Source organism: Streptomyces sp. NPDC034037 (assembly GCF_055575715.1).
This window is the reverse complement of record NZ_JBVISC010000007.1, coordinates 126848-148951: the sequence shown is the minus strand read 5'-3', so window position 1 is coordinate 148951 and position 22104 is coordinate 126848. Positions and strand designations below refer to the sequence as shown.

Below are 22104 nucleotides of genomic sequence, written 5' to 3'. Positions count from 1 at the left end.
GTCGCGTCACCCAATGCCGGGGATGAGGGAGATGAGTACGTCGATGATCTTGATGCCGATGAAGGGGGCGACCAGGCCGCCGAGGCCGTAGACGCCGAGGTTGCGGCGGAGCATCCGGTCCGCGCTCATCGGGCGGTAGCGCACGCCCTTGAGGGCCAGCGGCACGAGCGCGACGATGATCAGGGCGTTGAAGACGACCGCCGAGAGGATCGCGGACTCGGGCGAGGACAGGCTCATGACGTTGAGCTTGTCGAGGCTCGGGTACGCCACCGCGAACATGGCCGGGATGATGGCGAAGTACTTCGCCACGTCGTTGGCGATGGAGAAGGTCGTCAGGGCGCCCCGGGTGATCAGGAGCTGCTTGCCGATCTCGACGATCTCGATGAGCTTGGTGGGGTCGGAGTCCAGGTCCACCATGTTCCCGGCCTCCTTGGCGGCCGAGGTGCCGGTGTTCATCGCCACGCCCACGTCGGCCTGGGCGAGCGCGGGGGCGTCGTTGGTGCCGTCGCCGGTCATCGCCACCAGCTTGCCGCCGGCCTGCTCGCGCTTGATCAGCGCCATCTTGTCCTCGGGCGTGGCCTCGGCGAGGAAGTCGTCCACGCCCGCCTCGTCCGCTATCGCCTTGGCGGTCAGCGGGTTGTCGCCCGTGATCATGACCGTCCTGATGCCCATGCGGCGCAGCTCGTCGAAGCGTTCGCGCATGCCCTCCTTGACGACGTCCTTGAGGTGGATCACCCCGAGGACCCGGGCGCCGGCGGCGTCTTCCACGGCCACCAGCAGCGGTGTGCCGCCGGCCTGTGAGATCCGGTCGTTGAGTGCCCGCGCGTCCTCGGCGACCTGGCCGCCGCGCTCCTCGACCCAGGCGATGACCGAACCGGTCGCGCCCTTGCGGACCTTGCGGCCGTCGACATCCACACCCGACATGCGGGTCTGGGCGGTGAACGCCACCCACGCGGCGCCGGTCAGCTCCCCCTGGTGCCGTTCGCGCAGGCCGTACCTCTCCTTGGCGAGTACGACGACGGAGCGGCCCTCGGGGGTCTCGTCGGCCAGCGAGGAGAGCTGGGCGGCGTCGGCCAGTTCGGCCGCGGTGGTGCCGCGTACGGGGACGAACTCGGCGGCCCGGCGGTTGCCCAGCGTGATCGTGCCGGTCTTGTCCAGGAGAAGCGTGGAGACGTCGCCCGCGGCCTCGACGGCCCGGCCCGACATGGCGAGGACGTTGCGCTGCACCAGGCGGTCCATGCCCGCGATGCCGATCGCGGAGAGCAGGGCGCCGATGGTCGTCGGGATGAGGCAGACGAGCAGTGCCGTCAGGACGATCAGGGACGTCTGGTCGTCGGCCCCGGCGTAGATCGCGAAGGGCTTCAGCGTCACGACTGCCAGCAGGAAGACGATGGTCAGGGACGCCAGGAGGATGTTGAGGGCGATCTCGTTGGGCGTCTTCTGGCGGGCGGCGCCCTCGACCAGGTTGATCATGCGGTCGATGAACGTCTCGCCGGGTTTCGTCGTGATCTTGATGGTGACGCGGTCGGAGAGGACCTTCGTACCGCCCGTGACGGCCGAGCGGTCGCCGCCGGACTCGCGGATGACGGGGGCCGACTCCCCGGTGATCGCTGACTCGTCGACGGAGGCGACGCCTTCGACGACGTCACCGTCGCCGGGGATGATGTCGCCCGCCCCGCAGACCACGAGGTCGCCGACGCGCAGTTCGGTGCCGGGCACGCTCTCCTCGGCGCCGCCGGTCAGGCGGCGCGCGACGGTGCCGGTCTTGGCCTTGCGCAGCGTGTCGGCCTGTGCCTTGCCGCGGCCCTCGGCGACGGCCTCGGCGAGGTTGGCGAAGAGCGTGGTGAGCCAGAGCCAGCCGGTGATCGCCCAGCCGAACCAGTTCCCCGGGTCCAGGGCGGCGAGCACGGTGGTGACCACCGAGCCGATCAGGACGACGAACATGACCGGCGACTTGACCATGGTCCGCGGGTGCAGTTTGCGGACGGCGTCGGGCAGGGACCTCAGCAGCTGGGCGGGGTCGAAGAGGCCCGCGCCGACCTTGTTCTCCTCGGCGGTCCCGGGTCCGCTCGGCACGTCCACGTGGGGGCCGGCGGCCGTCGCACCCCTCTCGCCCGGCGCGCGTGTCCCGGTGGTCTCGTCGTGCTCGTCCGTCTGGTGGTTCTTCGTGTGTGTGTTCATGACGCCAGCCCCTCGGCGAGCGGTCCCAGCGCGAGCGCGGGGAAGTAGGTGAGACCGGTGATGATCAAGATGGCGCCGACCAGCAGCCCCGCGAAGAGCGGTTTCTCCGTGCGCAGGGTGCCGGCCGTCGTCGGGACCGGTTGCTGCCGGGCCAGCGAGCCGGCGAGCGCGAGGACGAACACCATCGGCAGGAAGCGGCCGAGCAGCATGGCGAGACCGAGCGTGGTGTTGAACCAGTTCGTGTCCGCGCTCAGGCCGCCGAAGGCCGAGCCGTTGTTGTTGGCGCCGGACGTGTAGGCGTACAGGATCTCCGAGAAGCCGTGCGCCCCGGAGTTGAGCATCGAGTCCTTGGGCGTGGGCAGCGCCATCGACACGGCCGTGAAGCCGAGCACGAGCGCCGGGGTGATCAGGATGTAGCAGGCCGCCAGCTTGATCTCGCGGGTGCCGATCTTCTTGCCCAGGTACTCGGGTGTGCGGCCGACCATCAGGCCCGCGACGAACACCGCGATGACCGCCATGACGAGCATGCCGTAGAGGCCGGAGCCCACCCCGCCGGGCGCGATCTCGCCGAGCTGCATGCCGAGCATCTCGATGCCGCCGCCGAAACCGGTGTAGGAGGAGTGGAAGGAGTTCACCGCGCCCGTGGAGGTGAGCGTGGTGGCCACCGCGAAGAGCGACGAGCCGCCGATCCCGAAGCGGGTCTCCTTGCCCTCCATGGCCCCGCCCGCCACGTCGAACGCGGGCCCGCCGTGGTGGAACTCCGTCCACATCATCAGCGCGGTGAGGCCGAGCCAGATCGTCGCCATCGTGGCGAGGAGGGCGTACCCCTGCCGGAGCGAGCCGGCCATCCTGCCGAAGGTGCGGGTCAGCGCGAAGGGGATGACGAGGATCAGGTAGATCTCGAAGAGGTTGGACAGGGGGGTGGGGTTCTCGAAGGGGTGGGCGGAGTTGGCGTTGAAGTAGCCGCCGCCGTTCGTGCCCAGCTCCTTGATGACCTCCTGTGAGGCGACCGCGCCGCCGTTCCACTGCCGGCTGCCGCCCATGAACTGCCCGATCTCGTGGATGCCGGAGAAGTTCTGCAGGGCGCCGCAGGCGACCAGGACCAGCGCGCCGATCACGGAGATCGGCAGCAGGATCCGGACGACGCCGCGCACCAGGTCGGCCCAGAAGTTGCCCAGCTCACCGGTGCGGGAGCGCGTCGTGAAGCCGCGTACGAGGGCCACCGCCACGGCGATCCCCACCGCCGCCGAGACGAAGTTCTGCACGGCGAGGCCCGCGGTCTGCACGACGTGGCCCATGGCCTGCTCGCCGGCGTACGACTGCCAGTTGGTGTTCGCCACGAAGGAGGCGGCCGTGTTGAAGGCCTGGTCCGGGTCGATGGACCGGAAGCCGAGCGAGCCGGGCAGCGAGCCCTGGAGTCGCTGGAGGAGGTAGAGGAAGAGGACCCCGGCCAGGGAGAAGGCGAGGACGCCGCGCAGGTACGCGGTCCAGCGCATCGGGGAGTCGGGGTCGGCTCCGATTGCTTTGTAGATCCACTTTTCGGCCCGCAGGTGCTTCTTCGAGCCGTAGACGCGGGCCATGTGGTCGCCCAGGGGGCGGTAGGTCAGGGCGAGCGCCGCTGTGAGAGCGAGCAGCTGGAGCACGCCGGCAAGGACGGGGCTCATATCCGTACTCAGAACCTCTCCGGGAAGGCGAGGGCGAGGACGAGATAGCCCAGGAGGGTGACGGCCACGACCAGGCCGACGACGTTCTCGGCGGTCACAGCTTCGTCACCCCCTTGGCGACGAGGGCCACCAGCGCGAAGACCGCGATCGTGGTGGCGACGAAGGCCAGATCGGCCATCGTGAGCTCCTGAGGAAGTGGACGGATGAGTTGCTGGTGTCGAGAAAAGCTCCCTTCCGGCCGTTTCCGGCCACCGTTGACGCCCTCCATACGGCGTCCGCCGACGTCTTGACGGGTCTCTTACGAGCAGGTCAGGCCGGTCACCCGGCCAGCCGGTGGCCCGTCGTGGCGTCCACGTGGTCGGGCACCTCGTCGTGGCGGTCCCCGACGGTCGAGGTGCCGCTGGGCTCGAAGAGCAGCAGCCTCGCCCCGTCGGGCGCGGACGGCTTGTGCTCGGTGCCGCGCGGGACGGTGAAGAGCGAGCCCTGCGGGAGGGTGACCCGGCGCTCCCCCGCCGGCTCGCGCAGGTCGATGTGCAGTTCGCCGCCGAGCACGAGGAAGAACTCGTCGGTGTCGTCGTGGACGTGCCACAGGTGTTCGCCCTGGACCTTCGTCAGACGGACGTCGTAGTCGTTGACGGTGGTGGCGATGCGGGGGCTCCACAGGGCGTCGAAGGAGGCGAAGGCCTGGTCGAGGGAGATGGCCCCGCTGGTCGCGGTGGGGGCTTCGGTGGCCGCGACGGTGGCTTCGGTGGCCGCGGCGGTGGCTTCGGTGGTCGCGACGGTGGCTTCGGTGAACGCGGCGGTCGCGTCGGGTTCGTTGGTCATGAGGTGATCTTCCGGCGTGACGTGCCGCGCCCACGAGTGCTAGAAATCGCACATGGCGCAAGAATCCTCGCAAGCGGCGGACCCCCGGCCGGGGTCGTCGGGGCCGGTCCCGGACCGGCTCCACCGGGTCGTCGTCATCGTCGACGAGAACTCCAACCCCTTCGAACTCGGCTGCGCCACGGAGGTGTTCGGCCTGCGCCGGCCCGAGCTCGGCAGGGAGCTGTACGACTTCGCGCTCTGCTCCCCCGAGCCCGGCACCCTGATGCGGGACGGGTTCTTCACGCTCACCGGGGTCGCCGGGCTCGACGCGACCGAGAGGGCGGACACCGTGATCGTGCCGAACCGGCCGGACACCGACGTGCCCCGGCGGCCCGCCGTCCTGGACGCCGTCCGGCGCGCGCACGCGCGGGGCGCCCGGCTGGTGGGGTTCTGCAGCGGGGCCTTCACGCTCGCCGAGGCCGGGGTGCTCGACGGACGCGGGGCCACCGCGCACTGGCAGTGGGCCGACTCCTTCAGGGAGCGGTTTCCGGCCGTGCGGCTCGAACCGGACGTCCTCTTCGTGGACGAGGGCGACATCCTGACCGCGGCGGGCAGCGCGGCCGCCCTCGACCTCTCCCTGCACATCGTGCGCAAGGACTTCGGCGCCGAGATCGCCAACGCGGTGAGCAGGCGTCTCGTCTTCGCGGCGCACCGGGACGGAGGCCAGCGGCAGTTCGTGGAGCGGCCCGTCCCGAAGGTGCGGGACGAGTCCCTGGCGCCGGTGCTGAGCTGGGCGCAGGAGCGTCTGGACGAGCCGCTGACCGTGGCCGGTCTCGCGGCCCGCGCCGGACTGAGCCCCGCGACCTTGCACCGCCGCTTCCGGGCCCAGCTCGGCACCACCCCACTGGCCTGGCTCATCACGGAACGCGTCGCGCTGGCCTGCCGGATCATCGAGCGGGGCGAGGAGCGCCTGGACGTCGTCGCGCGGCGCAGCGGCCTTGGCACCGCCGCGAATCTACGGGCGAGACTGCGCCGTGAGACGGGGCTCAGCCCCTCCGACTACCGGCGCAGGTTCGGCCCCGTCGGCCCCTCGGCGGCCGACCGGGTGCCGGCCGCCGCACCGAGGTCTCGCGCCGTCAGTCGATGAACGTGCCGTCGACGTACACCCACGCCCCGTCCAGCCGCTCGAAGCGGCTCCGCTCGTGCAGGGCGTCCGGGCGGCCCCCGTCGGTGTAGCGGGCCCGGAAGGTCACGGTGCCCGTGGTGTGGAACGCGGTGCCCTCGGTGGTGTCCTCGATCTCCAGGCCGACCCAGCGCAGCGCCGGGTCGAACTCCACCAGGGGCGGGCGCGTCGCCGGGTGCCAGGTGCGCAGCAGGTAGGGCTCGTCGCGCACCGCGAAGGCGCAGTACCGGGAGCGCATCAGCTCCTCGGGCGTACGGGCCGCGGCCTCGCCCCGGTGCAGCCGGCCGCAGCACTCCTCGTACGGCTCGGGGCGCCCGCAGGGGCAGGGCGTGGGGCGGGACGTGGCGCGTCGGGACATGGCGTCCATTGTCGCCGACCCGGCGGCGCCCCGCGGCGTCAGGGCGCCAGGATGTCCAGCTCCTCCAGCGCGCCGAGGGCGATCTGCCGCGTCAGGGCCTCCGCGCGGGCCGCGTCGCCCTCCCTGACGGCCTCCGCGACCTGGACGTGCAGGGACACGGCGGGCGGGTCGGGGTCCTCGAACATCACCTGGTGGGCGGTGCGCCCGGTGAGGACCTCGGCGACGACGTCACCGAGGCGGGCGAACATCTCGTTGCCGCAGGAGTCGAGGATGACCCGGTGGAAGGCGACGTCGTACTTGAGGTAGCCCTCCAGCTGGTGGCCGCGCGAGTGGGCGACCATGCCGAGGGCGCACTCGGTCAGCTCCGCGCACTGGGCGGCCGTGGCGTGCCGGGCGGCGAGCCCCGCCGCGACCGGCTCGATCGCGGAGCGCAGCACGGTCAGGGAGCGCAGCTGCCGGGGCCGGTCGGCGCCGGCCAGACGCCACCGGATGACCTGCGGGTCGTAGACGTTCCACTCCCGGGCGGGCAGGACGGTCACGCCCACGCGGCGCCGGGAGGCGACGAGGTGCATGGACTCCAGGACCCGGACCGCTTCGCGCATCACGGAGCGGGACACCTCGAAGCGCTGGGCCAGCTCATCCGTGCGCAGGACGCTGCCGGGGGGGTACTCGCCCGCTGTGATGGCGGGCCCGAGGCTTTCCAGTACGCGGGAGTGCAGCCCTCGGGTCTGTGCGGTCATGACGGAAGCCTACGAGGGAACCGACGTGAACAATAAGTCAGACTTTTACGTCACAGGCTCTTGAATTCGTCATACCTAATGGGTTTCAGTGACGTGAACGAACCGACCGATGTCGATGAAGACAGCGAAGGCAGGCAGCGATGAGCACCCCCCACGTCGTCGTGATCATGGGTGTGGCAGGGACCGGCAAGACCACGATCGGCCCCCTGCTCGCGGACCGGCTCGGCGTCCCGTACGCCGAGGGCGACGACTTCCACCCGCCGCAGAACGTGCGGAAGATGTCGTCCGGCACCCCCCTCACCGATGACGACCGTTGGCCCTGGCTGGACGCCATCGGGGCCTGGGCGCACGGGCGGGCGGGGCGCGGCGGGGTGGTCAGCAGCTCGGCGCTCAAGCGGAGTTACCGCGACCGGCTGCGCTCGGTGGCCCCCGGGGTCGTCTTCGTCCACCTCACCGGTGACCGCGAGCTCATCGAGGAGCGGATGAGGCAGCGCAAGGGGCACTTCATGCCCACGGCGCTGCTGGATTCGCAGTTCGCCACCTTGCAACCCCTCGGGGCGGACGAGGCGGGCGTCGCCGTCGATGTCGCCGGGTCCCCGCAGGAGATCGCCGACAGGGCCGTCGACGCCCTGGGCCGGCTCGGCTGAGCGGTCGGCCACCAGTTCCCGCACCCTCGTACAAGGAAAGCACCGTGACCCGTCTCAGCGTCGAGATGTTGGCAGCGGACCCCGTCGAGCCGATCACCTCAGCGGGCCATGCCCAGCTGGGGATCGCCGTCCTCGCGGGCATCGCCGTCATCGTCCTGCTCATCACCAAGTTCAAGCTGCACGCGTTCCTCGCGCTGACCATCGGGTCACTCGCGCTCGGGGCGTTCGCGCGCGCCCCGCTCGACAAGGCCATCGCCAGTTTCACCGCCGGCCTCGGCTCGACCGTGGCGGGCGTGGGGGTGCTCATCGCGCTCGGCGCGATCCTCGGCAAGCTGCTCGCCGACTCCGGGGGCGCGGACCAGATCGTCGACACGATCCTCGCCAAGGCGGGCGGGCGCGCGATGCCCTGGGCGATGGTCCTGATCGCCTCGGTGATCGGTCTGCCGCTCTTCTTCGAGGTCGGCATCGTGCTGCTGATCCCGGTCGTCCTGATGGTCGCCAGGCGCGGCAACTACTCGCTGATGCGGATCGGCATCCCGGCGCTGGCCGGCCTGTCCGTGATGCACGGGCTCATCCCGCCGCACCCGGGCCCGCTCGTCGCCATCGACGCGGTCAAGGCCAACCTCGGTGTCACGCTGGCCCTCGGTGTGCTCGTCGCGATCCCCACGGTGATCGTCGCGGGCCCGCTGTTCTCCAAGGTGGCGGCGCGCTGGGTGGACGTGCCCGCGCCCGAGAAGATGATCCCGCAGCGCCCCTCGGAGGACCTGGCGAAGCGTCCGGGCTTCGGCGTCACGGTCGCCACCGTGCTGCTGCCGGTCGTGCTGATGCTGGCCAAGGCGCTGGTGGACATCGTCGTCGACGACCCCGGGGCGACCGTGCAGCGGGTCTTCGACGTCATCGGCTCCCCGCTGGTGGCGCTGCTCTCGGCGGTGATCGTCGGGATGTTCACGCTGGGCCGTGCGGCCGGGTTCGGCAAGGACCGGCTGTCGAGCACCGTCGAGAAGTCGCTCGCCCCGATCGCGGGCGTGCTGATGATCGTGGGAGCGGGCGGTGGTTTCAAGCAGACGCTCATCGACATCGGCGTGGGCCAGATGATCCTGGACTTCTCCAAGGACTGGTCGATCCCCGCGCTGCTGCTCGCCTGGCTGATCGCGGTGGCCATCCGGCTCGCGACGGGTTCGGCGACGGTCGCCACGATCTCGGCGGCGGGCCTGGCGGCGCCGCTGGCGGCGGACATGTCGACCGCGCACACGGCGCTCCTGGTGCTGGCCATCGGAGCGGGCTCGCTGTTCTTCTCGCACGTCAACGACGCGGGGTTCTGGCTGGTCAAGGAGTACTTCGGACTGGACGTCGGGCAGACGGTCAAGACGTGGTCCGTGATGGAGACGATCATCTCCGTGGTGGCGGGGGCGCTGGTCCTCCTGCTGTCCCTGGTCCTCTAGCGCGCCGTCTCCCGGGGCTTTGCCCCGCACCCGCCGGAGGGGCTGTGTCCCGCAGCCCCTCCGGCGTCTTTACGCCCCCGGTGACGAGGACGCCTTCTCCAGCTGGAACGCCTCGTTGCCGAGGCCGATCCGGGCGTGCGCCGCGGGATTCGTGGCGCGCAGGACCGCGCCGTACGCCACACCGATGGCCGCCGCCAGGAAGACGATGCCGGGCAGCACCCGGCTCAGCGCCGAGTCCGGGCCCGCGCCGACGAGGACGTCGAAGTCCTTGACGGTGTAGCCCGCGATGACGAGCAGGCCCACCGCGGCGAGCGCGGAGGCGGCGATCCGCCAGGCCTGGGCGCGCGCGGCGCCGCGGCGGGCGAAGAAGACGATGACGGCGACGGACGCGGTGGCCATCAGGAGGATCACGCCGAGGGCGCCGATGTTGCCGCCCCAGGTGAACAGGTGCAGGACGGGCGCGGTCGGGTCGCCCGCCGCGCCGTCGTCCGCGGCGGCGAAGCCCGCGACGACCACGACCGACACGACGGTCTGGAGCAGTGAGCCGGTGCCGGGCGCACCGGTCGAGGTGTTGGTGCGGCCGAACGCGGCGGGCAGCAGCCTCTCGCGGCCCATCGCGAAGGCGTAGCGGGCGACCACGTTGTGGAAGCTGAGGACGGCCGCGAACATGCCGGTCACGAACAGCACGTGCAGGACGTCGGTGAAGGTGCCGCCGAGCCGGGCCTCGGTGAGGCCGAAGAGCAGGCCCGCGCTCTGCTCCTGGGCCGCGGGGACGATCCCGGAGGGCCCCGCCGCGACGGTTAGCGCCCAGGAGCTGAGCGCGAAGAAGACGGCGACGAAGCCGACGGCGAAGAACATCACGCGGGCGACGACGACCTGGGGGCGGCTGGTCTCCTCGGCGTACACGGGGGCCTGCTCGAAGCCGGTGAAGGCCGCGATGCAAAAGCACAGGGACGTGGCGACGCCCGCGCCGGTGAGCGTCTGCGGATCGAAGGCGTGCAGCGACAGGCCCTCCTTGCCCGGGTCCGCGATGGCCGCGACGTCGAAGATGACGACGAGCGCCACCTCGACGATGAGCAGCACGCCGAGCACGCGCGCGTTGAGGTCGATCTTCAGCCAGGCGAGGACGGCGACGAGGGCGACGGTGAGCAGGGCCGGGATCCACCAGGCGACCTCGACCTCGAAGTACGTCCGGAGCAGCCCGGAGACCTCGAAGCCGAGCAGGCCGTACAGGCCCGCCTGGAGGGCGCTGTAGGCGACGAGCGCGACCATCGCCGCGCCCGCCCCCGCGGTGCCGCCGAGGCCGCGGGATATGTACGCGTAGAAGGCGCCGGCGTTGTGGACGTGCCGGCTCATCTCGGCGTACCCGAGGCTGAAGAGGGCGAGGACGACGCCGAGGACGAGGAAGAGCAGTGGCTGCCCGACGACACCCATCACGCCGTACGTGGTGGGCATGACGCCGGCGACGACCATCAGCGGGCCGGTCGCGGCGAGCACGGACAGCAGCAGGCCCGCCGTGCCGAGCCGGCCCGCGCGCAGCGCGCGTTCCTGCCCCTTGTACGTGCTGATGACGCCGCCCGTCGGTTCCTCGACGGATCTGATGCCGCTCGTGCTCGAACTGCCCGTCGCCATGGCGCGGTCGTCCTTTCCGGAGGTGTGGGTTCTCAGGCCGATCCGAGCGCGGTGGCGCGCGCGGCGGTGAACGCTTGGTACGGGTCCCGGTCCGGGTAGGCCCAGGGGGCCGGGGTGGCGTGCCGTCCGATGCGGTGGAAGAGCACCGCGGCCTCGGCCGCCCTGCCCTCGCAGGACTTCGCGTGGGCGAGGAAGTTGAGGTCGATGTGGCAGCGCGGATGGGTGAGCCCGTCGGGGGTCTCCCACTCCAGCCACCAGTCGAAGGCGGCCTTCATGACGCCCCGGGCGCGGCGCCCGGTCCAGTGCCCGCTCGCCACGGGGTCGGCGGGCTCCATGCCGGCGGTGGCGAGGACGCGGTAGCGCTCGGCGTGCGCGACGACGGGCAGGACGGCCAGCGGCGAGTCGGCGGGGGCCTGTTCGGCCGCCCAGGAGGCGAAGTCGTAGACCTCGTGCAGCGGGTCCTGGCCCGCGCCGGGCCGCCGCTCGGCGAGCCGGGCGACCATCAGGTGGTGGGCGTGGTGGTGCTCGGGGTGGCGGAGGCGGACCTCGTCGAAGAGGCGTACGACGTCCTCCTCGCGGCCCAGCGAGCGTTCGAGCAGGAGCAGCGCGAGCCAGGGCGTCGGGTCGGCGGGGGCCTCGGCGGCCGCCTCGCGGCACAGTTCGCGGACCTTGTCCGAGCGCTCCTTGCCGCGCAGCGCCTTGTGGACGGCGGCGAAGGCGTGCAGCAGCCGCGCGTCACAGCTCTCGGGCTCCACGAGCCGCCAGTCGCGGGCCCAGGCGGCCGTGGTGGGTTCCTGCCCGAGGACGTCGAAGCGGTGCCCCCTGCGGTCCCAGTCGTCGCCGGTCGCGGCGAGCAGCGCGCGGACCTCGATCCAGCGTCCCTGGGCCAACGCCGCGCGGGCGGCGGTCAGTTCGGCGTCGTCGAGTGCGGCGTCGAAGGCGTGCGTCGCGGCCCTCTTGCGGGAACGGCCCAGTGGGGGTGGGGGTGGTGACACCGCGGGACTTCCTCCCCGGCGCGGTTCGCTTACGGATGATCACGCACAGCAAACCGGTAGGCACCAGTCCGCGTCAAGGGCAGCCTAACCTTCGTTCCCGGCCAACTCCGCTCACCTTCCGTCGACTTCGCCCCTCACCTGCGGCAACAGCCCTTGGCAAAGAGCTTCTCAACTCACCGGGCTTCTCAACTCACCGGGCCTCTCAACCCGCCGGGCTTCTCAACTCACCGCGCGCGCCGCCGCGCGGCCCGCCGTGCGGCCGGAGAAGAGGCAGCCGCCGAGGAAGGTGCCTTCGAGCGAGCGGTAGCCGTGCACTCCCCCGCCGCCGAAACCGGCGGCCTCCCCGGCCGCGTACACGCCGGGCAGCGGTTCGCCGCCCTCGGTCAGGACGCGGGAGGACAGGTCGGTCTCCAGACCGCCGAGGGTCTTGCGGGTGAGGATGTTGAGGCGTACGGCGATCAGCGGGCCGGCCTTCGGATCGAGGACGCGGTGCGGGGCGGCGGCCCGGATGAGGCGGTCGCCGAGGAACTTGCGGGCGCCCCTGATGGCCGTGACCTGGAGGTCCTTGGTGAAGGGGTTGGCGATCTCGCGGTCGCGCGCGGTGAGGGTGCGGCGCAGCACGGCCTCGTCGATGAGCGGCTCCTTGGTGAGCGCGTTCATGCCGCGCACCAGCGCGCCGAGGTCCCTCTCCACCACGAAGTCGACGCCGTGGTCCATGAACGCCTTGACGGGGCCCGGCACTTCGGAGCGCGCCCGGTCGAGGACGCCGCGCACCGACTTGCCGGTCAGGTCGGGGTTCTGCTCGGAGCCGCTGAGCGTGAACTCCTTGCCGATGATCCGCTGGTTGAGCACGAACCACGTGTAGTCGTACCCGGTGCTCATGATGTGGTGCAGCGTGCCGAGGGTGTCGAAGCCGGGGAAGAGCGGGACGGGCAGGCGCTCGCCGCGCGCGTCCAGCCACAGGGACGAGGGGCCGGGCAGGATGCGGATGCCGTGGCGCTCCCAGATGGGGTTCCAGTTCTCGATGCCCTCGGTGTAGTGCCACATGCGGTCGCGGTTGATGAGGCGCGCCCCGGCGTCCTCGGCGATGCCGAGCATCTTGCCGTCCACGTGCGCGGGCACCCCGGAGATCATCTTCTCGGGCGGGGTGCCGAGCCGTTCGGGCCAGTTGGCGCGGACGAGGTCGTGGTTGCCGCCGATGCCGCCCGAGGTGACCACGACCGCCTGGGCCCGCAGCTCGAAGGTCCCCGACACCTCGCGGCTGCTGGCCCTGCCGCGCTCGACGCCGGAGGGTTCGAGGACCTCGCCGGTGACGGTGTCGACGGCGCCCGCGCTGCGCGTGAGCCCGGTGACGCGGTGGCGGAACCGCAGCTCGACCAGACCGCGCGCGACCCCGGCGCGCACCCGCCGTACGAAGGGCGCGAGCAGCCCGGGACCCGTTCCCCAAGTGATGTGGAAGCGGGGCACGGAGTTGCCGTGACCCTGCGCGTCGTAGCCGCCGCGCTCGGCCCAGCCGACGACCGGGAAGAAGCGCACGCCCTGCCCGTGCAGCCAGGACCGCTTCTCGCCGGCCGCGAAGTCGACGTACGCCTCGGCCCACTTGCGCGGCCAGTGGTCCTCCGGGCGGTCGAAGGCGGCGGTGCCCAGCCAGTCCTGGAGGGCCAGCGCGTGGGAGTCCTTGATCCGCAGCCGCCGCTGTTCGGGCGAGTCGACGAAGAAGAGGCCGCCGAAGGACCAGTGCGCCTGGCCGCCGATGGACTGCTCGGGCTCCTGGTCCACGAGGATGACCCGGCGGCCCGCGTCGACCAGTTCCGCGGTCGCCGCGAGACCCGCGAGTCCCGCCCCGATCACGATCACGTCTGCGTCGTACGCCATAGGGGTCGTCCTCCTCGACAGGGCCCGCGAAGTTACCGGTGGGTCAGATCCTGGGCAGCGGCGGGGCCGCACGTCAACCGGCTGAGCGGGGGAAGTTGCGGACGGCGGGAGCCGGTGGGGTTGGATGGCCCGTATGACGGCATCCAGCGACTCCCCGCCCGACCCCCGCGACGAGATCCTGACCGTCGTCGACGCCGATGACCAGGTGATCGGTGCGGCCCCGCGCGGCGAGGTGTACGCGCGTGGGCTGCGCCACCGCTGCGTGTTCATCAGGGCGCGCGACGCCGAGGGCCGGGTCTTCGTGCACCGCCGCACCGCGACGAAGCTGGTCTACCCCTCCCTGTACGACATGTTCGTGGGCGGGGTGGTCGGTGCCGGCGAGTCCTGCGACGACGCCGCGCTGCGCGAGGCGCGGGAGGAGCTGGGGGTCCGGGAGCTGCCGCGGCCGACGCCGCTGTTCACGTTCCTCTTCGACGACGGCGCGGGCAGGTCGTGGTGGGCGTACCTCTACGACGTGCGCTGCGACCTGCCGGTGAATCCGCAGGTCGAAGAGGTGGCCTGGCACGCCTTCCTCACCGAGGAGGAGCTGGAGCGGCGGCTGGCGGAGTGGGAGTGGGTGCCGGACGGGCTCGCCGCCCATCACCGGCTGAGGGCCTTCCTCGCGAGCTGATCGCCAGCGCTTATGGTGCGGCCGTGAGCAATTTCCTGTGGAGTCTGCGGCTGTGGTTCGCGCCCGAGCGTGTCCGCGAGGAGGGCGACACCCCCGACTACCGCTTCTCGCTCGCCAACGAACGCACCTTCCTGGCCTGGCTGCGCACCGCGCTCGCGCTGATCGGCGGCGGTTTCGCGGTGGACCAGTTCCTGCCGGACCTGCGCCGGGGCTGGCGGATCGGCCTCGCGCTCGCGCTGCTCGCCGCGGGCGTGCTGTGCTCGCTGCGGGCCGTCGACCACTGGGTGCGGTGCGAGCGGGCCATGCGGCGCGGCGAGGACCTGCCAGCCGGGCGGTTTCCGACGGTACTGAGTCTCGCGGTGGCGCTGGTCGCCCTGGCGATGGTGGTGGTCGTGCTCTTCGGGCTGGAGGGGTGACTCGGTGGGAGGGGTGAGCGGCCGGGCGCCTGGGCCGGCCCACGCGCCGGTGCGTGATCCCGGGCTCCAGCCGGAGCGCACCCGGCTGGCGTGGCGGCGTACGACGTTGTCCTGCACGGTCGCGGCGGTCCTGGCCGCCCGCGCGGTCCTCCAGCAGGGCCGCACGCCGACCGGCGTCCTGGCCGGCGTCCTGTGTCTGCTGCTCTGGCTCGGCTTCCTGGCGGTCGCGCACCACAGGATGCTGGCGCTGGCCGCCCACCGGCCCCGACCGCTCGGCGTACGCGGGGCCGGGGCGGCGGCCCTGTGCACGCTCGCGCTCGCCGTGTGCGCGGCGGCCCTGGTGCTCTGACCGGCGTCCACCGGCCCGGCCGCCCTGGGCCCCGGTAGCCCTGGGCCCCGGTAGCCCGGGGCCCGTCCGGGGGAGCCTCAGTCGCCCGGGGCCACCCGTACGACGATCTTGCCGCGGGTGCGGCCCTGTTCGCTCAGGCGGTGGGCGTCGGCCGCCTCTTCCAGGGGGAACGCCTTGTCGACGTGGACCGTCACCACGCCCTGCTCCGCAAGCTCCGTCAGGCGGCGCAGATCGGCCGCGTCGGGGCGCACGAAGCAGTAGCGGCCGCCGAGGCCGATGACGGCGCCGTCCGCGATGGACGCCAGCCGCCCGCCGGGGGCGAGGAGTTCGGCGGACGCCTTGAGCGTGTCGCCGCCGATGGTGTCGAAGACCGCGTCGACGCCCTTCGGGGCGAGGCCGCGGACCCGGTCCGCGAGTCCGTCGCCGTAGGTCACCGGCTCCGCGCCCAGCTCGCGCAGGTAGTCGTGGTTGCGTTCGCTGGCCGTGCCGATGACCCGGGCGCCCGCGTGCGAGGCGAGCTGCACGGCGAGGGAGCCGACGCCGCCGGCCGCCGCGTGCACCAGGACGGTGTCGCCGTCCTTGACGTCCAGCGCGTCGGTGAGCACCTGGTAGGCGGTGAGCCCGGCGAGCGGCAGGCCCGCCGCCTCCTCGAAGGTGAGATTGCGCGGCTTGGGGGCGAGGGTGCGCACGGGGGCGGCGACGTACTCGGCGAAGGTGCCGCGGGAGAGGAAGTCCTCGCGCACGTAGCCGATCACCTCGTCGCCGACGGCGAACTCCGGGACGGCGGCGCCCGGCCGCACCACCACCCCGGACACGTCCCAGCCGGGAATCACGGGGAAGACGGCGTCCAGCGCGCCGTCGAGGTGGCCCTGGCGGCACTTCCAGTCGACGGGGTTCACGGCCGCTGCCCGCACCTTCACCAGGACGGAGTCGGGGCCCAGCTTGGGGTCGGGCACCTCGGTGTACTCCAGGACTTCGGGCCCGCCGTAGCCGCGGTAGCTGATCGCCTTCATGGGTTCGCCTTCGTGGGGTCGCTTTCAAGGGACACCCGCACGGGTCACCAGCGCGGAGGTCGGGGAAACATCGACCAGACTGACATACCGCAATAAAAGGGGCATAGGCAGCTAGCCTGAGAGGGTCAGCCCTCCCGTGAGTCACAGAAGGTGCGCGTCATGACCACGCTCCACCACGAACACCCGGTGCACGACCACATCCACGGCCCGGCCTGCGGCCACCCCGAGGTGCCGCACGGCGACCACGTCGACTACGCGCACGACGGACACCTGCACCGGCGCCACACCGACCACTACGACGAGTGCGAGCCGGCCGGCCACGTCGCCCACCGGGACCACGAGCACCGGCACGGCGACGGCTGCGGCCACGCCTCCGTGCCGCACGGCGATCACGTCGACTACCTGCACGACGGGCACCGGCACGCGGCCCACGAGGGCCACTGGGACGACCACTGAACCACCGCCGACGCCCGGCGTCCGGCGCCCCGCCACGGGCCGGCGCCGGGCGCCGGGGCGCCTGACGCTCTGGACGGCATACCGACTGGTCGGCATCATGGGGTGGCACGCCACCACCACGCCGATCAGGAGCGAAGATGAGCGCAGACCACCCGCCGGGCCTCGACCTCGACCAGTTGCGTGCCCATCTCGACCGGGAGCGGCCGGGCCTGGTCGGCGGGCCGCTCACCGCCCGGCTGATCGAGGGCGGCAGGTCCAACCTCACGTACGCCGTGACCGACGGCACCGAGCGCTGGGTCGTGCGGCGGCCGCCGCTCGGCCATGTGCTGGCCACCGCGCACGACATGAAGCGCGAGCACCGGGTGATCGAGGCCCTGCACCCGACGGAGGTGCCGGTGCCCGCGCCGGTGCTGCTCTGCGCGGACGAGAGCGTCATCGGGGCGCCCTTCTACGTCATGGAGCACGTGGACGGGACGCCGTACCGCACCGCCGAGGAGCTGGCGCCGCTCGGCCCCGAGCGCACCCGCGCCGCCGTGCTCGGCCTCCTCGACACCCTCGTCGATCTGCACGCCGTGGACCCCGAGGCGGTCGGCCTCGGCGACTTCGGGCGGCCCGAGGGGTTCCTGGACCGGCAGCTGCGCCGCTGGGGCAAGCAGCTCGACGCCTCCCGCAACCGCGACCTGCCCGGCGTCGACGAGCTGCACGCGGCGCTCGGACGCGCCCTGCCCGCCTCGCCCCCGGCGACGGTCGTGCACGGCGACTACCGCCTGGACAACGTGCTGATCGGCCCGGACGACCGGATCCGGGCCGTCCTCGACTGGGAGATGTCCACCCTCGGCGATCCGCTCACCGACCTCGGCCTGCTGGTGATGTACAGCGCGAGGCTGGAGGTGCCCGACTCCCCCGTCAGCACCACGGCGGGCGCGCCCGGCCACCCGGACCCCGCCGAGCTGATCGAGCGGTACGCCGCGCGCTCGGGGCGCGACGTCTCCTCGATCTCCTGGTACACGGCCTTCGCGTGGTTCAAGCTCGCCGTGATCCTGGAGGGCATCCACTACCGCTACACGCTCGGCCGGACGGTCGGCGCGGGCTTCGACCGGATCGGCGAACTGGTGCCCGTCTTCATCGACCACGGGCTCGCCACCCTCCAGGAAGGCTGACCGACCATGGACTTCGCATTCGACGCCCGCACCGAGGAGCTGCGCGCGAAGCTGCTCGCCTTCATGGACGAGCACGTGTATCCGGCCGAGGCCGTCGCCGAGGAGCAGCGCGCGGCGCTCGCCTCGCCGTGGGACACGCCCGCCGTCGTGGAGGAGTTGAAGGCCGAGGCCCGCAGGCAGGGCCTGTGGAACCTGTTCCTGCCCGACGCGGAACACGGCGCCGGGCTCACCAACCTGCAGTACGCGCCGCTCGCCGAGATCACCGGCCGCTCCCCGCAGTTGGCGCCCACCGCGCTGAACTGCGCCGCCCCCGACACCGGCAACATGGAGGTGCTCGCGCAGTTCGGCACCGAGGAGCACAAGAAGCGCTGGCTCGGGCCGCTGCTGGCCGGGGAGATCCGCTCGGCGTTCGCGATGACCGAGCCGGATGTGGCCTCCTCCGACGCCACGAACATCACCACGCTCATCGAGCGGGACGGCGACGACTACGTCATCACGGGCCGCAAGTGGTACATCTCCGGGGCGATGAACCCCCAGTGCCAGGTCTTCATCGTGATGGGCAAGACCGACCCGGACGGCGCCGACATCCGCCGCCAGCAGTCGATGGTCCTCGTCCCGCGCGACGCCCCGGGCCTCGAAGTGCGGCGCGCCATGCGGGTGTACGGGTACGAGGACCACTACCACGGCGGTCACGCGGAGGTCGTCTTCGACCGGGTGCGCGTCCCCGTCTCGCACCTGATCGGCGAGGAGGGCGGCGGTTTCGCCATCGCCCAGGCCCGGCTCGGCCCCGGCCGCATCCACCACTGCATGCGCCTGATCGGCATGGCCGAGCGTGCCATCGAGCTGATGTGCCGGCGCGCGGCGACGCGGACGGCCTTCGGCAAGCCGCTGGCCCAGCAGGGCGTCGTGCAGGAGTGGATCGCGGACGCGCGGGTCGCGGTGGAGCAGGTGCGGCTGCTCGTCCTGAAGACGGCCTGGCTGATGGACACCGTCGGCAACAAGGGTGCGCACACGGAGATCCAGGCCATCAAGATCGCGACGCCCCGGGCCGTGGTGGACATCCTCGACCGGGCCGTGCAGGTGCACGGCGCGGGCGGGGTCGGTCAGGACTTCCCGCTGGCGGAGCTGTGGGCGGCGGCGCGGACCCTGCGGCTGGCCGACGGGCCCGACGAGGTGCATCAGCGGTCCCTGGCCCGGCGGGAGCTGAAGAAGTACCAGTAGCTAGGGCCGCAGTGCCCGCAGCAGGAGGTCGGCCAGGTGGTCGGCCACCTGGCGCGGGCTCAGGGGGCCCTCGGGGCGGTACCAGGTGGACAGGTGGTGGACGGAGCCGAAGTGGTAGTCCACCACCAGGTCCGCCGGGGTCGCCGTGGAGAAGACGCCGCTGTCCTGGCCCTCCTCGATCAGGGCCCGGAAGCGCTCGTGGTAGCGGCGCCGCTCGGCGCGCACCTGCTTGTTCTTCTCGGGGCCGAGGTGGTGCATGGAGCGGAAGAAGATCGAGGCGTCGTCGAGGTTGTCGATCGTGGTGACGACGACGTCGGCGGCGGCGTCGCGGACCCGGCGCTCGACGGGGGCGTCCGCGTCCGCGATGGCGTCCAGGCGCTCCTGCTGGACGCGGAGCATGCGGGCGTAGACCTCGTGCAGCAGGTCGTCCTTGGAGCCGAAGTAGTGGTAGAGCGCGCCCTTGGTGACGCCGGCCGCCTCCACGATCTCCTGCACCGAGGTGCGGTCGTAGCCCTGGTCGGCGAAGAGCCGGGTGGCGGCGGCCAGCAGCCGCTGCGGGACGGGCGTGCCGTCACCGTCCGTTGTCCTGGCCACTGCCGCCACCTGCCTTTCGTGTCACTGACTGTCCTGTGCGCGGTCGCGCAGTTCCCGCCGGAGGATCTTCCCACTTGTGGTCTTCGGCAGTTCCGGCAGGATCTCGACCTCGCGCGGGTATTTGTACGCGGCGAGCCGCTGGGCGCAGTACGCGCTCAGCTCCGCGGCGCCGGTCCCGCTGCCGGGGCGCAGGCTGACGTACGCCTTGACGCTCTCCCCCCGGTAGCTGTCGGGCACCCCGACGACGGCCGCCTCGCGCACGGCCGGGTGCGTGTACAGGACGTCCTCGACCTCGCGGGGCCACACCTTGAAGCCGGAGGCGTTGATCATGTCCTTCTTGCGGTCGACGACGTAGAGCCAGCCGGCCGGGTCCATGAAGCCGATGTCGCCGGTGCGCAGTTCGCCGTCGGGGAAGGTGGCGGCGGTGGCCTCGGGCAGCTTCCAGTAGCCCGGCACCACCTGGGGTCCGCGTACGACGATCTCGCCGTGTTCCCCGAAAGGGACCTCCTGGCCGTGTTCGTCCAGGATGCGTACGACCGTCTCGGGCCCCGGGACGCCGACGGCGAGGGTGCCCGAGAACGGGTCGACGGGTGCCTCCTGTCCCGGCGGCACGGAGGCGCAGGGCGCGGTGCACTCGGTGAGGCCGTAGCCGTTGTGGAGGTAGGGCCCGAAGGCCGTGCGGAACTTCTCCACGAGGGCCGGGGGCAGCGGCGCGCCGCCCGAGGAGATCAGCGTGAAGGAGTCGAAGTGGGCGCGGGTGGCCGCGGGGTGGGCGGCGAGCGCCATGAAGGCCGTGGACGGGCCGACGGTGTAGGCGGGGCGGTGCTCGGCGAAGGCGTCGAGGACCGCCCCGGCCTCGAAGCGGTAGGTGAGCGCGAGGGTGCCCGCGTTGGTGACGCAGCCCGCGAGCTGCACGACCATGCCGGTGATGTGGAAGAGCGGCGCGAGCGCGAAGTAGCAGGCGCCTTCGGGGATGCCGGAGCCCGCGCGCTGGCGTGCCGCGTTGTAGGTGATGTTGCCGTGGGTGTTCATGGCGCCCTTGGGGGTGCCGCTGGTGCCGGAGGTGTAGCTGATGAGGGCCACGTCGTGGGGGCCGGGCGCGCGGTCGGCGGGAGCGGGGTGGCCCTGGCGGGCGACCGCCACCAGGTCGTCGGCGTCGGCGGCCACGGGCAGCCGCTCGAAGTCGAGGACGCGCGGGTCGTTCCTGCTCTGGAGGTCCAGCTCGCAGGCGGTGAGCACGATGCGCACCGGCGAGTGCGCCGCCGTGTCGCGCAGATACGTCTCCCAGGCCCGGTCCGCGCAGATCAGCGCGGTCACCTCCGCGTCGGCGAGGACGTGGGCGACCTCAGCCGACTTGTACATGGGGTTGACGGGCACCACCGTCGCGCCGGCCTTCCAGGCGCCGAGGAGCGCGAGAACGAAGTGCGGGGTGTTCTGGAGCAGAATCGCCACGCGGTCGCCGCGGGCGAGTCCGCGCGCCGCCAGGTGTCCGGCGACGGAGTCGCTGAGGGCGTCGGTCTCGCGGTAGCTCAGGCGGCCGTCGAAGTAGGCGAGGGCGGTGTGTTCGGGGCTCCGCGCGACGGCGTCGCGGAAGGCGTGCACCATGGAGGCGGCCGGGGTGACGGAACCGCGCTGGGCGTCGTTCAGACGGGCGAGCCAGGGCTTGGCCGCGTAGATCGAGCCGTTCGGGGGCGGGGACGTGTTCATGCCTGGGTCGCCTCCCACTTCTGCTGGAGGTGGTTCATGCCGGTCAGCCACTTGTCGGGGGTGGCGGCGCGGGCCTCGTAGTACGCGGCGACCTCGGGGTGCGGGAGGATCAGGAAGCGGTCCTCGGCCATGCCCGCGAAGAGCGCGGCGGCGACGTCCTCCGGTTCGATGGCGGTGGGGGCGAGCACGAGGTCGCCCGCGGTGCCGGTGGCGGCGAGCATGTCGGTGCGCACGCCCTGCGGGCAGATCGCGTGGACCTTGAGGCCGCGGTGGCGGTAGGTGAGCGAGAGCCACTCCGCGAAGGCGTACGCGCCGTGCTTGGTGACGCTGTAGGGGGCGGCGCCGATCATGGTGAGCAGGCCGGCCGCGGAGACGGTGGAGACGAAGCGGCCGGTGCCGCGGGCCAGCCAGCCGGGCAGCAGGGCGTGCGCCGCCCGTACGTGCGCCATGACGTTGACGTCCCAGGCCGCCGCCCAGACCTCCTCGGGAGCGGCCTCGCTGCCGCCGGAGCCGAGCCCGGCGTTGGCGCAGTACACGTCGACCGTGCCGCCGAGCGCCTCGACGGCCCGCTCCACGACGACCGAGGCGTCCCCGGGGACGGCGGTGCCGCCCACCTCGTCGGCGACGGCCCGCGCCTTGTCGCCGTCCAGGTCGTTGACGACGACGCGCGCTCCCTCGGCGGCGAAGCGCCGGGCGAGCGCGGCTCCGATGCCGCCCCCGGCGCCGGTGACGACAACTCCCTTGTCCCGCAGGGTCTCCACGACCGGTCTCCTTCGGCGTCGGGCCGGCCACGCTCGCGCGGCCTGTCTGTGGCAGCAGACTAACCAGTCGGTATGTGGTGAGGGAAGAGGGCCGGGCCGGGGTGGACCGACGGTGGATTCCCTCGTCCGGGGCCATGGGTCTCACGCTCCGAGACACAGGCGTCCCGGGTATTGACTGCCTCCTACATCCACCAAGAGAGTGCCGCTCGTGCACAGCGAAGCGACAGCGAACCAGC

Annotated in this window: 23 protein-coding genes; 9 read left to right on the top strand and 14 right to left on the bottom strand. The window is 72.2% G+C overall.

The window, feature by feature from the left end:
- Positions 1–6 precede the first annotated feature (6 nt).
- From kdpB to ACZ516_RS24620, 5 genes are read right to left on the bottom strand one after another with little or no spacing between them, the layout of a single operon-like run.
- On the bottom strand, positions 7–2181 hold the full coding sequence (gene kdpB, locus ACZ516_RS24640; protein WP_469011684.1) for a potassium-transporting ATPase subunit KdpB: 2175 nt from the start codon (positions 2179–2181) through the stop codon (positions 7–9).
- Positions 2178–3845, bottom strand: a complete 1668-nt coding sequence (gene kdpA / locus ACZ516_RS24635) for a potassium-transporting ATPase subunit KdpA (RefSeq protein ID WP_469011683.1) — start codon at positions 3843–3845, stop codon at positions 2178–2180. Before kdpA ends, kdpB begins: the two co-directional genes overlap by 4 nt.
- 8 nt (positions 3846–3853) lie before the next feature.
- The gene (gene kdpF / locus ACZ516_RS24630) at positions 3854–3943 is read right to left on the bottom strand and encodes a K(+)-transporting ATPase subunit F (RefSeq protein WP_358581209.1); all 90 of its coding nucleotides are present in this window, start codon (positions 3941–3943) and stop codon (positions 3854–3856) included.
- Positions 3940–4113, bottom strand: a complete 174-nt coding sequence (locus ACZ516_RS24625) for a hypothetical protein (protein WP_358581207.1) — start codon at positions 4111–4113, stop codon at positions 3940–3942. The genes kdpF and ACZ516_RS24625 overlap by 4 nt, the downstream gene beginning before the upstream one ends.
- Before the next feature lie 50 nt (positions 4114–4163).
- Entirely contained in the window at positions 4164–4544 is a 381-nt protein-coding gene (locus tag ACZ516_RS24620) for a cupin domain-containing protein (RefSeq protein ID WP_361079232.1), read from the bottom strand.
- A 178-nt stretch (positions 4545–4722) separates the two neighbouring features.
- Here ACZ516_RS24620 and ACZ516_RS24615 point away from each other — a divergent pair, with 178 nt between their 5' ends.
- Entirely contained in the window at positions 4723–5796 is a 1074-nt protein-coding gene (locus tag ACZ516_RS24615) for a helix-turn-helix domain-containing protein (RefSeq protein ID WP_469011682.1), read from the top strand.
- Here the strand turns inward: ACZ516_RS24615 and ACZ516_RS24610 are convergent.
- Together ACZ516_RS24610 and ACZ516_RS24605 are read right to left on the bottom strand one after the other, a co-directional pair.
- The gene (locus tag ACZ516_RS24610) at positions 5786–6190 is read right to left on the bottom strand and encodes a YchJ family protein (protein WP_467465400.1); all 405 of its coding nucleotides are present in this window, start codon (positions 6188–6190) and stop codon (positions 5786–5788) included. The genes ACZ516_RS24615 and ACZ516_RS24610 overlap by 11 nt on opposite strands.
- 38 nt (positions 6191–6228) lie before the next feature.
- Positions 6229–6930, bottom strand: a complete 702-nt coding sequence (locus tag ACZ516_RS24605) for a FadR/GntR family transcriptional regulator (RefSeq protein WP_358581199.1) — start codon at positions 6928–6930, stop codon at positions 6229–6231.
- Between the two features lie 140 nt (positions 6931–7070).
- Here ACZ516_RS24605 and ACZ516_RS24600 point away from each other — a divergent pair, with 140 nt between their 5' ends.
- Positions 7071–7577 carry a gluconokinase gene (locus ACZ516_RS24600; protein WP_361079000.1) on the top strand — a complete coding sequence of 169 codons (507 nt, stop codon included), beginning with the start codon at positions 7071–7073 and terminating at the stop codon, positions 7575–7577.
- A gap of 44 nt (positions 7578–7621) precedes the next feature.
- Positions 7622–9019 carry a GntT/GntP/DsdX family permease gene (locus ACZ516_RS24595; RefSeq protein ID WP_469011681.1) on the top strand — a complete coding sequence of 466 codons (1398 nt, stop codon included), beginning with the start codon at positions 7622–7624 and terminating at the stop codon, positions 9017–9019.
- Positions 9020–9088: 69 nt separating this feature from the next.
- Here the strand turns inward: ACZ516_RS24595 and ACZ516_RS24590 are convergent, their stop codons facing one another.
- The 3 genes from ACZ516_RS24590 to ACZ516_RS24580 all read right to left on the bottom strand — a co-directional run bounded on the left by ACZ516_RS24590 (position 9089) and on the right by ACZ516_RS24580 (position 13521).
- Positions 9089–10651 carry an APC family permease gene (locus ACZ516_RS24590; RefSeq protein WP_469011680.1) on the bottom strand — a complete coding sequence of 521 codons (1563 nt, stop codon included), beginning with the start codon at positions 10649–10651 and terminating at the stop codon, positions 9089–9091.
- Between the two features lie 32 nt (positions 10652–10683).
- Entirely contained in the window at positions 10684–11646 is a 963-nt protein-coding gene (locus ACZ516_RS24585) for a hypothetical protein (protein ID WP_361079008.1), read from the bottom strand.
- Positions 11647–11865: 219 nt separating this feature from the next.
- Positions 11866–13521: an FAD-binding dehydrogenase gene (locus ACZ516_RS24580; RefSeq protein ID WP_361079011.1), complete on the bottom strand. Its 1656-nt coding sequence runs from the start codon at positions 13519–13521 to the stop codon at positions 11866–11868.
- Between the two features lie 133 nt (positions 13522–13654).
- Here ACZ516_RS24580 and ACZ516_RS24575 point away from each other — a divergent pair, with 133 nt between their 5' ends.
- From ACZ516_RS24575 to ACZ516_RS24565, 3 genes are read left to right on the top strand one after another with little or no spacing between them, the layout of a single operon-like run.
- A complete protein-coding gene (locus tag ACZ516_RS24575; RefSeq protein WP_358697068.1) occupies positions 13655–14191 on the top strand; it encodes an NUDIX hydrolase in 537 nt (178 codons plus the stop codon).
- A 23-nt stretch (positions 14192–14214) separates the two neighbouring features.
- On the top strand, positions 14215–14607 hold the full coding sequence (locus ACZ516_RS24570) for a YidH family protein (protein WP_469011679.1): 393 nt from the start codon (positions 14215–14217) through the stop codon (positions 14605–14607).
- Positions 14608–14656: 49 nt separating this feature from the next.
- A complete protein-coding gene (locus ACZ516_RS24565; RefSeq protein ID WP_361079020.1) occupies positions 14657–14956 on the top strand; it encodes a DUF202 domain-containing protein in 300 nt (99 codons plus the stop codon).
- Between the two features lie 77 nt (positions 14957–15033).
- Here ACZ516_RS24565 and ACZ516_RS24560 read toward each other — a convergent pair whose 3' ends face one another.
- Complete coding sequence (locus ACZ516_RS24560) at positions 15034–15969, bottom strand: NADP-dependent oxidoreductase (RefSeq protein WP_469011678.1); 936 nt, start codon at positions 15967–15969, stop codon at positions 15034–15036.
- 159 nt (positions 15970–16128) lie between these two features.
- Between ACZ516_RS24560 and ACZ516_RS24555 the strand changes: the two genes are divergently transcribed.
- The 3 genes from ACZ516_RS24555 to ACZ516_RS24545 all read left to right on the top strand — a co-directional run bounded on the left by ACZ516_RS24555 (position 16129) and on the right by ACZ516_RS24545 (position 18806).
- On the top strand, positions 16129–16425 hold the full coding sequence (locus tag ACZ516_RS24555; protein WP_469011677.1) for a hypothetical protein: 297 nt from the start codon (positions 16129–16131) through the stop codon (positions 16423–16425).
- 137 nt (positions 16426–16562) lie between these two features.
- The gene (locus tag ACZ516_RS24550; protein WP_469011676.1) at positions 16563–17585 is read left to right on the top strand and encodes a phosphotransferase family protein; all 1023 of its coding nucleotides are present in this window, start codon (positions 16563–16565) and stop codon (positions 17583–17585) included.
- A gap of 6 nt (positions 17586–17591) precedes the next feature.
- On the top strand, positions 17592–18806 hold the full coding sequence (locus tag ACZ516_RS24545; RefSeq protein WP_469011675.1) for an acyl-CoA dehydrogenase family protein: 1215 nt from the start codon (positions 17592–17594) through the stop codon (positions 18804–18806).
- Here ACZ516_RS24545 and ACZ516_RS24540 read toward each other — a convergent pair whose 3' ends face one another.
- Genes ACZ516_RS24540 through ACZ516_RS24530 form a run of 3 tightly spaced genes read right to left on the bottom strand, consistent with a single transcriptional unit; the run spans position 18807 to position 21859 of the window.
- On the bottom strand, positions 18807–19400 hold the full coding sequence (locus tag ACZ516_RS24540; protein ID WP_358913695.1) for a TetR/AcrR family transcriptional regulator: 594 nt from the start codon (positions 19398–19400) through the stop codon (positions 18807–18809).
- Positions 19401–19421: 21 nt separating this feature from the next.
- On the bottom strand, positions 19422–21107 hold the full coding sequence (locus ACZ516_RS24535) for a class I adenylate-forming enzyme family protein (RefSeq protein WP_469011674.1): 1686 nt from the start codon (positions 21105–21107) through the stop codon (positions 19422–19424).
- The gene (locus ACZ516_RS24530; RefSeq protein WP_469011832.1) at positions 21104–21859 is read right to left on the bottom strand and encodes an SDR family oxidoreductase; all 756 of its coding nucleotides are present in this window, start codon (positions 21857–21859) and stop codon (positions 21104–21106) included. Before ACZ516_RS24530 ends, ACZ516_RS24535 begins: the two co-directional genes overlap by 4 nt.
- Between the last annotated feature and the right edge of the window lie 245 nt (positions 21860–22104).

Excerpts from the sequence above, each read along its gene's own strand:
- kdpB (WP_469011684.1), bottom strand. The coding sequence starts at position 2,181 with ATGAACACACACACGAAGAACCACCAGACGGACGAGCACGACGAGACC.
- kdpA (WP_469011683.1), bottom strand. The coding sequence starts at position 3,845 with ATGAGCCCCGTCCTTGCCGGCGTGCTCCAGCTGCTCGCTCTCACAGCG.
- ACZ516_RS24625 (WP_358581207.1), bottom strand. The coding sequence starts at position 4,113 with ATGGAGGGCGTCAACGGTGGCCGGAAACGGCCGGAAGGGAGCTTTTCT.
- ACZ516_RS24615 (WP_469011682.1), top strand. The coding sequence starts at position 4,723 with ATGGCGCAAGAATCCTCGCAAGCGGCGGACCCCCGGCCGGGGTCGTCG.
- ACZ516_RS24610 (WP_467465400.1), bottom strand. The coding sequence starts at position 6,190 with ATGTCCCGACGCGCCACGTCCCGCCCCACGCCCTGCCCCTGCGGGCGC.
- ACZ516_RS24605 (WP_358581199.1), bottom strand. The coding sequence starts at position 6,930 with ATGACCGCACAGACCCGAGGGCTGCACTCCCGCGTACTGGAAAGCCTC.
- ACZ516_RS24600 (WP_361079000.1), top strand. The coding sequence starts at position 7,071 with ATGAGCACCCCCCACGTCGTCGTGATCATGGGTGTGGCAGGGACCGGC.
- ACZ516_RS24590 (WP_469011680.1), bottom strand. The coding sequence starts at position 10,651 with ATGGCGACGGGCAGTTCGAGCACGAGCGGCATCAGATCCGTCGAGGAA.
- ACZ516_RS24580 (WP_361079011.1), bottom strand. The coding sequence starts at position 13,521 with ATGGCGTACGACGCAGACGTGATCGTGATCGGGGCGGGACTCGCGGGT.
- ACZ516_RS24575 (WP_358697068.1), top strand. The coding sequence starts at position 13,655 with ATGACGGCATCCAGCGACTCCCCGCCCGACCCCCGCGACGAGATCCTG.
- ACZ516_RS24560 (WP_469011678.1), bottom strand. The coding sequence starts at position 15,969 with ATGAAGGCGATCAGCTACCGCGGCTACGGCGGGCCCGAAGTCCTGGAG.
- ACZ516_RS24555 (WP_469011677.1), top strand. The coding sequence starts at position 16,129 with ATGACCACGCTCCACCACGAACACCCGGTGCACGACCACATCCACGGC.
- ACZ516_RS24550 (WP_469011676.1), top strand. The coding sequence starts at position 16,563 with ATGAGCGCAGACCACCCGCCGGGCCTCGACCTCGACCAGTTGCGTGCC.
- ACZ516_RS24545 (WP_469011675.1), top strand. The coding sequence starts at position 17,592 with ATGGACTTCGCATTCGACGCCCGCACCGAGGAGCTGCGCGCGAAGCTG.
- ACZ516_RS24535 (WP_469011674.1), bottom strand. The coding sequence starts at position 21,107 with ATGAACACGTCCCCGCCCCCGAACGGCTCGATCTACGCGGCCAAGCCC.